14 protein-coding genes are annotated in these 14,676 nt (G+C 45.3%); 12 read left to right on the forward strand and 2 right to left on the reverse strand.

Translation table 11 applies throughout. The features are described from left to right. Positions 1-98 precede the first annotated feature (98 nt). Entirely contained in the window at positions 99-542 is a 444-nt protein-coding gene (locus AC3WU2_RS14410) for a helix-turn-helix domain-containing protein (RefSeq protein WP_492455190.1), read from the forward strand. A gap of 41 nt (positions 543-583) precedes the next feature. Next, on the forward strand, positions 584-976 hold the full coding sequence (locus AC3WU2_RS14415) for a hypothetical protein (RefSeq protein WP_492455192.1): 393 nt from the start codon (positions 584-586) through the stop codon (positions 974-976). 82 nt (positions 977-1,058) lie between these two features. Here the strand turns inward: AC3WU2_RS14415 and AC3WU2_RS14420 are convergent, their stop codons facing one another. Then, complete coding sequence (locus tag AC3WU2_RS14420) at positions 1,059-1,667, reverse strand: acetate uptake transporter (protein ID WP_492455194.1); 609 nt, start codon at positions 1,665-1,667, stop codon at positions 1,059-1,061. Between the two features lie 217 nt (positions 1,668-1,884). Here AC3WU2_RS14420 and AC3WU2_RS14425 point away from each other — a divergent pair, with 217 nt between their 5' ends. The 8 genes from AC3WU2_RS14425 (at position 1,885) to AC3WU2_RS14460 (ending at position 8,206) form a co-directional block, all read left to right on the forward strand. Then, positions 1,885-2,742: a helix-turn-helix domain-containing protein gene (locus AC3WU2_RS14425; RefSeq protein WP_492455196.1), complete on the forward strand. Its 858-nt coding sequence runs from the start codon at positions 1,885-1,887 to the stop codon at positions 2,740-2,742. A gap of 162 nt (positions 2,743-2,904) precedes the next feature. Next, complete coding sequence (locus tag AC3WU2_RS14430; RefSeq protein WP_492455198.1) at positions 2,905-3,876, forward strand: N-acetylglucosamine kinase; 972 nt, start codon at positions 2,905-2,907, stop codon at positions 3,874-3,876. 220 nt (positions 3,877-4,096) lie between these two features. After that, positions 4,097-5,422, forward strand: a complete 1,326-nt coding sequence (locus AC3WU2_RS14435; RefSeq protein WP_492455200.1) for a 6-phospho-beta-glucosidase — start codon at positions 4,097-4,099, stop codon at positions 5,420-5,422. A 214-nt stretch (positions 5,423-5,636) separates the two neighbouring features. Continuing rightward, positions 5,637-6,029 carry a phage holin family protein gene (locus AC3WU2_RS14440; RefSeq protein WP_018755865.1) on the forward strand — a complete coding sequence of 131 codons (393 nt, stop codon included), beginning with the start codon at positions 5,637-5,639 and terminating at the stop codon, positions 6,027-6,029. Positions 6,030-6,225: 196 nt separating this feature from the next. Beyond that, a complete protein-coding gene (locus AC3WU2_RS14445) occupies positions 6,226-6,513 on the forward strand; it encodes a Dabb family protein (RefSeq protein WP_492455203.1) in 288 nt (95 codons plus the stop codon). 159 nt (positions 6,514-6,672) lie between these two features. After that, on the forward strand, positions 6,673-7,107 hold the full coding sequence (locus tag AC3WU2_RS14450) for a DUF86 domain-containing protein (protein WP_492455205.1): 435 nt from the start codon (positions 6,673-6,675) through the stop codon (positions 7,105-7,107). A 97-nt stretch (positions 7,108-7,204) separates the two neighbouring features. Next, positions 7,205-7,858, forward strand: coding sequence for a helix-turn-helix transcriptional regulator (locus tag AC3WU2_RS14455; RefSeq protein WP_492455207.1), 654 nt, complete (start codon positions 7,205-7,207; stop codon positions 7,856-7,858). An 84-nt stretch (positions 7,859-7,942) separates the two neighbouring features. Continuing rightward, positions 7,943-8,206 (forward strand): YqkE family protein, encoded by a 264-nt coding sequence (locus AC3WU2_RS14460; protein ID WP_492455209.1) that lies wholly within the window; start codon positions 7,943-7,945, stop codon positions 8,204-8,206. Positions 8,207-8,367: 161 nt separating this feature from the next. Here AC3WU2_RS14460 and AC3WU2_RS14465 read toward each other — a convergent pair whose 3' ends face one another. Continuing rightward, positions 8,368-11,259 (reverse strand): endo-beta-N-acetylglucosaminidase, encoded by a 2,892-nt coding sequence (locus AC3WU2_RS14465; RefSeq protein ID WP_492455211.1) that lies wholly within the window; start codon positions 11,257-11,259, stop codon positions 8,368-8,370. Positions 11,260-11,990: 731 nt separating this feature from the next. Here AC3WU2_RS14465 and xylF point away from each other — a divergent pair. Then, on the forward strand, positions 11,991-13,094 hold the full coding sequence (gene xylF, locus AC3WU2_RS14470; protein ID WP_492455213.1) for a D-xylose ABC transporter substrate-binding protein: 1,104 nt from the start codon (positions 11,991-11,993) through the stop codon (positions 13,092-13,094). A gap of 70 nt (positions 13,095-13,164) precedes the next feature. After that, positions 13,165-14,676, forward strand: a complete 1,512-nt coding sequence (locus tag AC3WU2_RS14475; protein ID WP_492455215.1) for a xylose ABC transporter ATP-binding protein — start codon at positions 13,165-13,167, stop codon at positions 14,674-14,676.

Below are 14,676 nucleotides of genomic sequence, written 5' to 3' on the forward strand. Positions count from 1 at the left end.
GGTGAAAAATGAGCCGTTACCGGTTGTCATTCTATTTTTCTCGCATCAAGTGAAGTTTTGTTGAAGGAATGATGAGCATGACAAATGAAGCGATATCAATGCGGAAGTTACGACAATGGCGTCGCATTCAGGGAGTATGCGCACAATGTGGCGAGCATCGAAGTGAACGGTATTTATGCATACGCTGTGAAGAGCGAAGGAATAAGAATCGCCAAGGGATTGAAGAGCAGCGGGCTAGGATGGGGCAATGTATCAAATGTGGCCGTCCCCTGCAAGGGCTGGAGACCTGTGAGCACTGTTTCAAGAAGTATCCGCTTCGTAAATTAAAACGATGGCAAATTGGCAATGAACGGTTATACCAGGCCATCGAGGCGTCGAAGATTTCTATACCGGAACTTGCACAGGCGCTTAATTTGAAGACGAGAACCGTTGAACGGTGGGTGTTCGAAGGCATTACACCCAAACGTGAGAACGCCGATAAGGTCGCAAGGTACTTCAATCAATCTGTAAGTCGTTTCTTTCGAGATTATACAGAGCAATAATAGGATCGTACCAATATCATAGAAACAGAGAGATGAGAGCGATGATTCAAGGACAAACTTCCGTGCTCAATTGGGGTGATCTACTCCAACAGTACAGAACATTAATTTACATTATATTGGAGAAAAAGAATGAATCTGACGTAAGCCACGTCACGGTGACGGAACTGAGTAAGGTGCTCCGACTGTCGCCAGCAGATATTTCTTCTCGAATTAAGAAGTGTATTAGCTTCGGGATCCTCGAAGCTGCTGAGCCAACCGGATTTCGGGTGCTCCAAGCAGATCTTCAGTGTACACCGTTCGGATATATGGCGCAGCTGCTTAAAGTAATTCAGCAGTTACCGGAATCGTCCTTCGAACAGCAAGCGGAAGCCTTGCGAATTTCGGTCAAAGATCTGGAAGCTGTCTATGGCTATTTTCTCTATTTACTTCTGTAAACCATGCTGGAATATTAAGAAAAGCTATGAATTTCAACCCTCGTTGAGATTCATAGCTTTTTGTCATAATCGTGATCTGATCTTATTTTTTGAAGATTTTGAATGGTTGTCCAACGGGTAGGAATATACGTCCGAAGTGGACATTGAGCACGGATGCGGCAGAGCCGTAGAAGGAGAAGATCGCAATGCAGAACTCAGCGATGGCAGCGACCTTGTGCATCACATGCGAAGCAATGCCGAATGCATCGAATGTAAGTCCGAAGAATAAGAAATCAATCAGGACGAAGATGGTAAAGAGGACTTTATGCGTCTCCATCGCACCGATCGTCATGTAGAGCGAGAAGATCAGGTAGCCAAGAAAGGCAAATCCAAGCTGTTTGCCGTCCGCTTGCGAGGCGATGATCTCACCGAATGCGCCCATTTTGAACAGCCAAGAGAGTGCAACAGAGAACCAGAAGAAAGCGAATCCGCCAAATGCGGTAGCACCGAACGTATTGTTCTTCTTGGCATCATGTATGCAGGCGAAGAGCTGCGCGAAAGCCCCGAGGAAAATCGCCCATGGAATAATGAGGGATAGACCGTCGGTCCATCCGAGTTTTTGGCTGGATGCGACCAGGGTAACCATCGCAAGGCCAAACAGTCCGAGTGCGCTCGGATCCGCTGTAGTCATTTTGACTTGTTGTGTTTGCATGATGAATCGAAATGCTCCTTTTATTCAGGTAATAGTATCGGTTGTCTGACGAACCCTCGTCAAGACGACCTTTCTATTCTACATGATTTCATCGGAAAGGGAAGTTGAAAATGTATCTATTTGATGGATGAAGATATTGGAAATGAAAGTCCATGAGATATGATATACTCAGAGGTAGTATGGCGAATGTAACGTAGTTAGAAAGGAAGGACGGCTTATGCACAAATTTCATTCATCGATTCAGAGCGACACGATTGACCTACCGCCGTCATTTCCCATTCTCATCTCTCAAAGTCAGGGCATTTCGCCATTGTTTCAACGACTACACCTGCATAACGAATTAGAGATCAATCTCATCGTACGCGGTTCTGGATATTACATTATCGACGGGAACAAATATACCTTCACGCAAGGTGATATCATTCTGATTAATTCCAATGAGCTGCATCGCGCCTTCGAGACCGAAGATCTAACAATGATGGTCGTCATGTTCGATCCTTCCTGGTTGGCCATCGAGCAGCGTTATGACCCTGAGCTTCTTGCACCATTTCGCGAGATTGGTACGCGTTTCTCGAATCTGCTCGATGCGGACAACCCAGTGATTGAAGAGCTTCGGCGTATTCTCCATGATATGGAGGAAGAGTATTACAAGCAATTACCTTCCTATGTATCGATCATACGGGCACATCTGATTCGATTTCTGGCTTCCATTCATCGTTCCTTCGCACTGCAGGAACTACCGAAGCATGCCGCCAAATTGCAAGGGATTGAGACGATTCGGAAGGTTGTCGAACAGATGGAACATCACATTGCTGAGCCTTGGAGCTTGCAGCAGCTGGCGGAGCTGGCTCATCTGAGTCCATCTCGGTTCAGCTACTTGTTCTGTCAGATTGTAGGCACTTCGCCAATGGATTACTTGATTCAGCTTCGCCTAGGGGCAGCCGTACATCTCTTGGAGACATCCGAGTACAAAATCATTGATATTTGTACGCGCTGCGGCTTCCGTAACTTATCGAATTTCAATCGGTTGTTTCGTCATTATATGGGTAGATCACCTTCGGAGCTGCGTAAGTAGCTCCGTTTTTTGTGCGGAAACATCACTTTGTGGGGTGGAATGACAGTAAGATAGTATCGGTCTATAATCGGTTTGCAGTAGCAGGTTTACGCGAGATCGTGTACCTTTACAGTATAGATTCAAAAAGCAATCGTTCAGTCATAAATGTCAGGAGGCGCTAGGGTGAGTAGATTTCTAGGCGTAGACGCGGGAGGGACCAAGGTCCATGCGCTCATCGTCGATGAGCAAGGGCGAGTGCTTGGGCAAGGTATTGTGTTCGGGAATGGTAATCATCAGACCGGCAAGCAAGAAGCGGAGAATAATATTCGTTCCGCTTGCGAACAAGCATTATTCACAGCAGGTCTTCAGAGAGAAGATATCGATTTTGCATTCTTCGGACTTGCAGGTGCAGATCGGGCTCCGGACTTCGAAATTCTGAATCCAATGATTGCTGCCCTAAAGTTTAAGCGCTATAAGATTGTGTGCGATACGATGATCGCAATGCGTGCCGGTACAAGAGATGCGTCGGGCGTTGTTATTATTAGTGGTACGGGGTCTAACTGCGCGGCAAGGAATAAAGATGGCGCTGAGCTCGATTACGGCGGCTTCGGATATATGTTCGGCGATGGACACGGCTCAGGCACAGATCTAGCGATTCATGCTTTTCGCGCTGTGGTACGGGCTTGGGATGAACGCGGACCTGCTACCATGCTAACAGAGCTGGTCTTGAAACATACCAGCAGTATGAGCGTTGAGGAGCTATTCGAAGATATGCTCTACGGACGCAAGTCACTGCCGCTGGACTTAGGGAAGCTTGTCTTTGAAGCTGCGTCAGCGGGCGATGCCTTAAGTATCCGTATTCTAGAGCAAGAAGGTACAGAGTTCGGTAATGCGGCGAATGCGCTCATTCGAAGATTGAACATGCAAGAGGATGTATTCGATGTCGTTCTCGGCGGCAGCGTATTCTCGAAGAGCACAAGTCGGCATATGATTGATGCGATTGAACGTGAAGTGAAGCGGGTTGCTCCACATACGAATTTCGTTCGCGTTGAGATGGACCCCGTCGTAGGGGCTGTTATGAGTGCCATGGACTCTGCGGGTCATCACATCCATGATGAGATCTATAACCAACTACATCAAATTAAATTCCTATAAGAGGTTGTTCAAAAAGTCATCATTTGATCACGAAGTCATTCAAGAAGCATAATCAACATCGAATCTTGCGATCACCTTCGAAGTCCGGTACTCATTTAGGTTTCGCCTAAACTCCGTTCCTCCTTCTTCAGGTTCTCGCAACCTTCTCGGTGCTGAAATGCCGACTTTTTGAACACGCACTATAAAAAATCAAGCGGGATGCGCGAAGGAGGATAATTTCATGAGTAATCCAAATGAAGGCTTAAAAGTTGCAGTCATCGGTGGAGGTTCTTCGTATACACCGGAGATTGTCGAAGGGTTTATCCAGAAGTACAATGAAATGCCGATTAGGGAACTATGGCTTGTCGATATTGAGGAAGGCAAACACAAGCTCGAAATCGTAGGTGAGCTAGCGAAGCGTATGGTGAAGAAATCAGGGATTCCGACGGAAGTGCATTTGACATTGGACCGACGCGAAGCCATCAAGGATGCCGATTTCGTCACGACCCAAATTCGCGTAGGTCTGCTAGAAGCACGGAAACGCGACGAGCATATCCCGATTAAATACGGCGTGATTGGGCAAGAGACAACGGGTCCTGGGGGGATGATGAAGGCACTTCGTACGGTTCCTGTTATTCTAGACATTTGCCGTGATATCGAAGAGCTGGCACCGAAGGCATGGATGCTCAATTTCACGAATCCAGCAGGGATTGTGACCGAAGCAGTAGCGAAATATTCGAAAGTCAAATCCATTGGGCTATGCAACTCGCCGATCAACTTCCAGAAGTTCCTCGCGAAGCAATATGGCGTGAACCAGAATGAGACGATGCCTGAATTCGTAGGGATCAACCACCTGCACTGGGTAACAGCTGCTTACGTCAATGGTGAAGATAAACTGGATGAGCTCATTGACGGAGGCAAGGAATACACGGCTTCGAACGTGACTGCGATGGATTGGGATTATGATTTCCTAAGCTCCTTGCGTGCGATTCCGACGTATTATCTCCGTTACTTCTACATGATGAACGAAATGTTCGCAGATATAAAAGAATCGCTCGAGAAGAATGGTACCCGCGCCGAGGTTGTAAGCCGTGTTGAAGCGGAATTGTTCGAGCTGTACAAGGATGAGAATTTGCAAGAAAAGCCAAAGCAGCTGGAACAGCGCGGCGGCGCATACTATTCGGAGGCAGCGGTGAACCTCATGTATTCCTTGCATAATAACGTACAGGATATTCAGACGGTGAATGTGCAGAATGGCAATATCTATGATTTCTTGCCAGCGGATGCAAGTATTGAAGTGAACTGCGTGATCACGGGGCATGGCCCTATTCCGCTTCCGCCGCAGCGTGTGCCAAGTCATATCAAGGGACTGCTCAAAGCGGTGAAGACGTATGAGGAGTTAACGATTGAAGCGGCGATTACAGGGGACCGCGGTCTTGCGTTGCAAGCTCTTGTACACCACCCGCTTGTACCTTCCGTATCGGTTGCGAAAGACATGCTGAACGAAATGCTCGAGGCGAACCGCAAGTATTTGCCGAATTTCTTCAAGGAAGAGGCGAAGGCCTAAACTTCATCTACCTTTCCTAGTAAGTCTCTGCCTGGTGCAGAGACTTTATTTTTTTCGGGGTCCCTGCAAAGTACCTGAATCTACTTCGCTGCCATAGCTTCATTTTGTGGGGGGAGTAGGAAATGTGCAGATGGACACTGGATACTATCAGTTTCATTTTGATAGAGATGAACATATGATATCGTAGCACACCAGAGTAAAGGGGACGATTCGATTGAACCAAATCGCTCTGAATACGATTACCGGCATTGTTGGTTCCGTCGTGACTTTTGCTTTTGGGGGGTGGAGCCAATTGCTCACATTTTTTCTGGTCGCCATTACCGTAGATTACATCACCGGCGTTGCAGCATCGCTTCGTGAGGGACAAGGTTTGAATAGTAATACGGGGTTCTGGGGGATCGCGCGCAAAGTATTCATGCTCTTCATTATTATGTTAGGGCATCAGATGGATCTATTGCTAGAGACCGATATCATTATGTCGGGTGCGATATATTTCTACTTAGCGAACGAGTTGATCTCGATTACAGAAAATTATGGACGATTAGGGCTTCCACTGCCTCAGAAGATTCGCGACATGATTCAGATTTTGAAGCAGAAGGACAAATGACACGTAAGCAATAGGGCTGCTTGATCCTTGATCGAGCGGTCATTCTTTTGTTCCCGGGGGTCCCCCACCAAGTACCTGGATCGACCTCGAAGCCAGTCCCCACTTTGTGGGGCCATTTTGTGCGTGTTTCTGGAAAATGATTGGTGTATAATAGGTAAGATTCCACAGTTTGCAACAGGTAAAGGAGCGATTGGTTATGATTCGACATATTGTATTGTTTAAATTAAAAGACCGTTCACCCGAGAGCGTGGAGCGTACTGCGAGTGTACTAAGAGCCATGGAAGGTCAGATCCCAGTACTCAAGAGCATTGAAGTGGGGAAAGATGTGATGCATTCCGATCGGTCTTACGATATCGCCCTGGTGACGACTTTTGATTCCCTTGAAGCACTTGCAGCATATAACGTCCATCCAGAACACCAGAAGGTTATCGCGCATATGACTGAAGCACGCGAGAGCTCCATCAGCTTGGATTATGAAGTATAGGAAAGTAGGGAAAGCAGCATGAGTGATTTGAAAGATGTTATGGAAGCCTTTGCAGTTGTTCTTGAGATTGTCGTTGGTTTCCTCGTAATCTTCTTCTGGTTGAAATGGAAAGGCAAGCGGAAGAAGCAATCCTAAGCCAGAGAATGGGAGGCACTTGCCGTGTACTATGTGAATCGTGAGCAACTTGAATTACGGCTGCAATTTATTCCTTCGATTACGGAAGCGATGCGTGAGATTGGAGTCAGCTGGGATGGCAGCAAGGTTCAAGGCCTTGCGCAAGAACGAGCACTGCATCTCGCCATTGAGACCGTCACAGATGTTGGAAGCTATCTGATCGATGGATTTATTATGCGCGATGCTAGCAGTTATGAGGATATTATTGAGATTAATGCAGAAGAACAAGTATTCCCACGCGAGTTGACACCCGTGCTAATAGAGCTTGTGCGTCTGCGTAAACCGTTAGTGCAAGAATATTATGCGTGGCCAAGCTTGGAGCTACATCCCTTTCTAGCGGTACTGCCTGATGTACTGGAGACCTTCGCGTCATCCGTGCGGCAATATGTCGAGCGGGAATTAGGGGCGTTCCAATCGTAAATGTGCAGGATACTGCGAACACGTATTTTTGATACATAAATGTTTACTAATTTACTTATGTACTGAAATACGTTACAATACGCCTGAGGTGGTACGTATGTTAAGAGCGGAGCAAGAGACATCAACACGGCGTGTTGTTCTTACATTGTTGAAGACGAGGGGCGGACTCCTTGTTAGTGAGCTAGCGAAGTCGCTGCAGATCACGGAGATGGCAGTGAGACGCCATTTAAATACATTAGAACGAGACGGGCTTGTACGAAGCACGCTGGTTCGGCAATCGATAGGTCGTCCAAGCTTGGTGTATGAGTTAACGGAGCTGGCGGACAATCATTTTCCGAAGAACTATCAGAATTTATTGCTGGAGCTGCTGCAAGAGCTGGAAGAGAATCATGCCGAGGATCCAGAGGCTGGACAAGCGATGGTGAATCGATTGTTCGAAGGGCGTAAGGCGAAGCTGCTTCGCAAATATGCCCCGCGAATGGAGGGCAAGGATCTGAATGAACGGCTTACAGAGCTGACGGATATCCAGAGCTCGAATGGGTATATGGCTGAACTCACGCAGGGGGAACAAGGAGAATATTTGCTGCATGAGCATAATTGTCCGATCACCCAAGTCGCCCAAGTCTATCAGCAAGCTTGTCAATGTGAGCTGGCCTTATTCAAGGAACTGCTCGGCACCGAAGTGGAACGAACCGAATGTCTCGCCAAAGGCGGACTACGATGCACTTATCGAATTCATTCTTCTAATTAATGCAAGGAGGTCTCCAAGAGGCCTCTTTTTTCATGGAATCTGTTATAATAGTACGATGAAATGTTCAAGATGAGGTGATAAAAGATGGCGAAGAAATCAAAACAGACGCGGCCTGCTCAAGCGCCGGCTGCTCAAGATAAGCCAGCTACCTTGAAGGATCTCCTCGATCCGAAGGTACTCGAGAAGCTGAAAGCGCAGGCCAATGATCTTAAGCAGGAAGAAGAGGACCGGAAGGCTGCGAAACGGAAACAGGAAGAGGAAGCGCGGAAAGCAGAGCAGAAGCGCAAAGAGAACGACTTCGAATATTTACTGAACAACACGAAGCAAGATTGGAAGCAGTATAAATAATTGCGGTACTCGCACAAAACGCGATTCTACGGAGTACGGGGGAGATTCCCTCGGTCCGGGGGATCGCGTTTTTTCCGATTTACCATAATAAAAACTCGCTTTCCAGTTTATAAAATCATAAAAAGGAAGCGAGTTGTTATCACTTAGAATAAAGCCTTTATTTACTCATTGGTAAGAGTTGTTCCGAATGGAACTTGTACAGGCTCAGACTTATTGCCGTTAAAGTCTTCTAATACGACCTCAATAACACCTGAAGTTCCCTTTACTGGAATGGATGTTAAATCGTCAATACCACGAATCGCATATGTTCTTCCATCTTTGAATGTAATCTGTTTGCCGTCTTGCCATACATATAAATGCCACCAGTCATCAGATGTTGGACCGGAGAGTTTCACTTTCGTTCCTTTCAATGTTGCAGTGCCTTCATATACATTGGAATGATCGTCTTTTAATACACCAGTATGATCGGCATAGCTCACAACGTTACCCTTCGCGTCCAATAAAGAAATTCTAACGGTATATGCGCTTCCATCTGTAATTGGAAGTTCAATTTTCGCTGCATTTACTCCTTTTGCTACTTTCGTTGAATATCCTTCTTTATTGGAATAGTTCAAGGTTACATCTAGTTTTACGTTAGCATATTGAACGGATGGCGATTCCCAAGTGACATCAATAGATCCAACATTTTCTGTTGTATGGATATTTTTCACCGTTTTAGAGAAATCTTTCAGGGCAACTGCCGCCTTGCTTTCTCTTCCATCCGCACCAACAGCTGTTACTTTGATTTTCACTGTACCTTGTGGATCATACAAAGACTTAATATAAAATCTGTCATCATAAGTCCCGCCTAAGAAGATTTCTGTGCCATTCTCATATTCTGCATAAACATTGTATCGTTGTACCTTGCTGTAATTTTCTAAATCCCATGAAATATACATTTCAGAAGTATCAAAGGATTTATCAATTTTTAAGCCGGATGGCGCACTAGCTTTAGCGATGGTACCATCCGTAATCTTAATTTCACCAACATTGAATTGATAATTTTCAATCGTTCCTTGCTCAGGAGTGATAGCTAATCCGAAAGAGGCTAATGTTTTACCTGCATATTTGGATAAATCCAGATTTTTCTGATCCCATCCTTTTGTCGTTTTGTTAGCACCGCTAGGAATGTCAACATACTCCACTTGGGAAGGATTGTCTTCAAAAATCAAACCGACTTTTACGCTGCTCGCATCCGTAGCTGATGGTTTGTTATACGTAATGTTTAACTTCGAAGATTTTTTAATATCTAATTTTGTTTTGTATAAATGAACAAAGTTCGTTGCATCTAGATCGCCAAAGATCGCTAGAGAACTGCCACCTTGATATCCGCCAAGCTGCGTATAATCATTTCCTGCGCTATATTTCTTCCCATAGTCGAAATCTACTTTTAATCGAGTGCCGTCTGTATCGATCCACCACTGCCATGTTGGAAGAATATCTTGAATGTTGATGTTCGCCCATTGGTTGTTATTCGACACTTTACCGTCAATGTAATATTCCATACCATGTCCGGTATTAAAGTTCGTATAGAAGTTTGAACCGTCAATCACGGATCTTTCAGAAATGTATGCCGCTAGACCTGGCCATGTCTTATATGGCTTACCCTCGTTATCCTTACCCTCGTCTGGCTTTGCACGATTAGGGTCATTGGCTGTTTTTACAGGGTCCGGTGTAGCATTTAATACAGCTTGTTGCAATTCTTCCTGTGTCATACCAGCTGAAGCAAGAGTTCCTTTTCCCTCGTTATATGTAGGAGCATCTGCAGCACCTGAGTACCATGTTCTTTCTCTTTGCGCGATATATTTGTAATAGTCTGGGTTACCGCGTCTATTTTCAGAGTACTTATTTGGACCTGAATGACCAAACAACTGCTCATCTAGATGGTCAAATACCGTTGAAGCACCAAGTGAAGCAATGCCTGTTCTTGGAACTAAGTTTTCATCAAGTGTGTTATATAATGAACCGCGCATTCCACTAAATCCGGTTTGACCCGCTTCAAGCGTATCAAATACAGTTTCTCTTGGATCTAAGCCTAATGCTTTCATACTTGCAACAGAACCATCGACCATGGCTTTACTTGGGTCTGGATTCATATACAAGGAGTTAGCAGCAATAGTATTATCCCCTGGGGATTTGATCCAGTTACTAAACAAGGAGGCATCTTTATTATAGTAATCAATTTTACCCCACTTGTTTTGATTGTTTTGACCGTATAGATTTGAAGCATAGACTTGTACATAAAGTCCTTGCGATGTAATGGCACGGAGGAACTCCTGGTAGACTGGCATAAAGCTTGCAGGCAGCGTTTCCTCGGCATTCACAAAGAAACCGTCAAAACCGTAATATTTAGCCATTTCAACGAGTTTATCAGCGATTGGGAATTTTCCGTTCTCGTCTTTATAAATAAAGTCATCGGTATGTTCTGTTCTTGGGAAGAAAACACAACCTAATGATTTAACACCGTTCTTGTGAGCTGCATTGGTATACGCCGGGTTTGGAATATTCACCACACCAAACTCATATTCACGCTGCCACCAGTCTGCTTCGGGATCGAACAAAGAATCAGGCGTTGGGTTGGTAACTACGCCATGCCAGGATGCCGTATAATCCGCATATTGCCAGAAGTTAAATAAATATTGTGCGAATTGATCATTATAGATCGTTGGATTGAAAAATTCGTTGCCATAATCACCTGTTAAGAGCAGGCTTTGAACTTCCTGATCCAACATAGGATTAGCCTGCGTTGGTTTAAAAGCTTCATTACGATTCTGAAGCGGCACTTTCGCTCTCATAAAGTCATAATATTCATCATTTTCAGGTGTCCAATCCACAATATTTTGTTTGCGGTGTCCATGATAGACAGGTTGGTTTTTCCCCTTGAAACCTTGTTCACCAGGACGCGGTGGCAACGTATCGCCGCCGGCTTGTACGATAGTAGCATTCAGCATCGTACCAACAGTTAATACGGATGCTAAGAAAACCACAAAACGTTTCTTCAGTTTACCATTCATAATCGCATGCTCCTTTTTCGATTGTTTTATATAAAAGCGATAGACGCTTCTATAGCAAGGAATACAATGAAGCGCTTACAAATCAGGAAGGGGAATACGCTATTATTTTTACGAAGCGTACCACGCATGTTCTTGTATGATTTCTTTTTCAATTGCCGTTACGGCAGGTTGGAGCTTCTGGAGCGAATTTGTCCGCAGCCACAAGTCCGGTGTTTGAGCGATGAGCGACGATCATCGCTTCTTTTTTATGTAAGCGCATACAGATTTCCGTCAAAGGTAGTTGACTGAAGCGTCATAGGATCTATCTAGAAAATGTTCTTCACAGCTGGTGTTCATTATACTTTTTTTAGGCCATCGTTGTTATTTTTTTAATTATAGAATCCATTGAAGACATCAGCTAGTTTCCATTTATTACTTTTGTGTCTTACCTTTACTCGTTTTGATCTCTATCGGCAATTCAGAATGGTCGAAGTTCAAACTTCCGTTTTCAAGAGTTTATCAAAAATGGGCATATCAAAGGCTGGGTTTAACGCTTACTGAGATTCTAATGGCGGACAACAAAAAAATGCAGAAAATGAAATAAAAATCTATCCGTTTTCATTTTTAGCCAAAATTGTCCTGCAATATGTCAATTGCGTCCGGGTAATCGTTATATTAAACCCCAGAGGAGCCTGATAGTATGAATAATGTAAGCGATATCAAATTATCCAAAGTGATGGGGAGTCGATTCAATGAACAAGTGGAGTAAAAGATCAAGTCTTGCCTTAGCAAGTATCTTGTTGGTGGTATCTATCACAGGCTGTGGCGCTGTGACCAATGGCAATGAAACGAAGGATGCGCCTGCTTCGACTAAGACGGCTAAGAAAGATGATGGCAAACTCATTATCGGGCTATCGATGGATACATTGAAGGAGGAGCGTTGGCAGAAAGACCGGGATTTATTCTCTGCAAAGGTTAAGGAGTTGGGCGGGGAAGTGAAGGTGCTTGCCGCAAACGGAGATGATGCCACTCAGATGAGTCAGGCAGAGCAGCTCATTTCCCAAGGCGTTGATGTGCTTGTGGTGATCCCGCATAACGCAGAGGCGACGGCTCCGATTGTAGATAAGGCCCATAAGGAAGGAATAAAGGTCATTTCCTATGACCGGTTAATTAAAAATTCGGACGTCGATTATTACATCTCGTTCGACAACGTTCGTGTAGGGGAAATGCAGGCTAAAGCTGTCACGGATAAGGTGAACAAGGGCAATTTCGTTTACATCGGCGGAGCGGACACCGATAACAACGCTCTTATGTTTAAACAGGGGGCGATGAACATCTTGAACCCGTTGAAGGATAAGGGGGATATCAAGATTGTTTACGACCAGTTCTCCAAGGATTGGAGACCGGAAGAAGCTCTTAAGAACATGGAGAACGCTTTGACCGCCAATAATAACAACATCCAAGCGGTAGTCGCTGCAAACGACGGTACAGCGGGCGGTGTCATCCAAGCGCTAGCGGCGCAAGGACTCGCAGGGAAAATCCCGGTCTCCGGTCAGGACGCTGACTTGGCTGCTGTACAGAGAATTGCGGAAGGGACTCAAACGATGACGGTGTATAAGCCGATTAAGGCTATTTCTACCAAAGCAGCTGAGATGGCGATTACCTTGGCCAAGGGTGGTGAAGTGGCTGACGCAGAGAAGAAAGTCAACAACGGCAAAATTGATGTTCCATCCGTTCTGCTGGATCCTATCGCTGTGGATAAGTCGAATCTGGTTGATACAGTGATTAAAGACGGTTTTCAAAAGCTTGAGGAAGTGTTTAAGAACGTTCCAAAAGACCAATGGCCGAAACAATAAACGGAGATTAAGGACGGCGGCCCCGCCGTCCTCCTGAATGATATTCCAATTGCCGGAAGGAGCTGGGGGCATGTATGTGCTTGAGATGAACCATATAGTAAAGGAGTTTCCCGGCGTAAAGGCATTAAACGGCGTAAATCTGAAGGTAAAGCAAGCAGAGATCCATGCGTTATGTGGGGAGAATGGGGCGGGTAAATCAACGCTCATGAAGGTGTTAAGCGGCTTGTACCCCGTAGGTACTTATACAGGGGAAGTGAAGATCAATGGGCAGAAGACAGAATTTCGGTCAATAAAGGACGCGGAGCAGTCAGGGATCACCATCATTCATCAAGAGCTGGCCTTAGTTAAGGATATGACTGTCGGAGAGAATATTTTTCTAGGCGCCGAACCGGTAAAGCGCGGGATCATTCAATGGGACGAATTATATCGGAACGCTTCTGATTGGCTAAAGCGTGTTGGTCTTCATATCAATCCAGAAACCAAAATCGGGAATCTTGGCATAGGCCAGCAACAATTGGTCGAAATCGCAAAAGCTCTGTCCAAGCATACCAAAATTCTCATCCTGGATGAGCCTACAGCAGCTCTTACCGAGAGTGAAGTAGATATTCTGATGGGGATCTTGGATCAGCTCCGGGTTGAAGGCGTCTCCAGTATTTACATCTCGCATAAAATGCCAGAAGTATTTCGTCTTGCTGATTCCATAACGGTCCTCCGTGATGGTCAAACAATAACGACTGTGGATCGTAAAGACACCCATGATGACCATATTGTATCACTAATGGTGGGAAGGGAACTGACGGAGCGTTATCCCCGAGTGCAACACAAGCCGGACAACGTCGTACTGGAAGTGAAAAACTACTCGGTTTGGCATAAGGAAAAAACGGATCAGCGGGTTATCAGTAACGTAAGCTTCACACTCCGTAAGGGGGAAATATTAGGCATTGCAGGCTTAATGGGCGCAGGGAGGACGGAGCTCGTTACCAGTTTATTCGGAGCTTACGAAGGCAAATCCAAAGGAATTGTAAAGATCAATGGTGAGCCGGTTCACATTCGCAGCGTATCCGATGCCATACAGGCCGGAATGGCGCTTGTGACGGAAGACCGCAAGCGTCAGGGATTGGTCTTATCCATGGATGTCAAAACGAACACGACCTTAGCCAATATGAATCGGGTCTCCAAATTTGGGATAATAAACGAAAATGAAGAGATTCAATGGGGACAACAGTATGTTCAAGAATTGAAAACAAAGACGGCTTCGCTGGAAACTCCAGTTGGGACTTTGTCTGGCGGAAATCAGCAAAAGGTAGTTATTGGAAAGTGGCTTATGTCTAATCCCAATATTTTAATTATGGATGAACCCACACGTGGTATTGATGTCGGGGCTAAATATGAAATTTACAACCTTATGAATCGGTTAATTGAGCAAGGAGTGGCTATCATCATGATTTCTTCGGAACTTCCGGAGATCCTCGGGATGAGTGACCGGATTCTTGTCATGTGTGAGGGGGAATTTGTCCATGAGCTGGATTACCGCGAGGCGACGCAGGAAAATATTATGTTAGCCGCAACTGGAGGGAAATAA

This window comes from Paenibacillus sp. EB106-05-06-XG162, assembly GCF_058791655.1.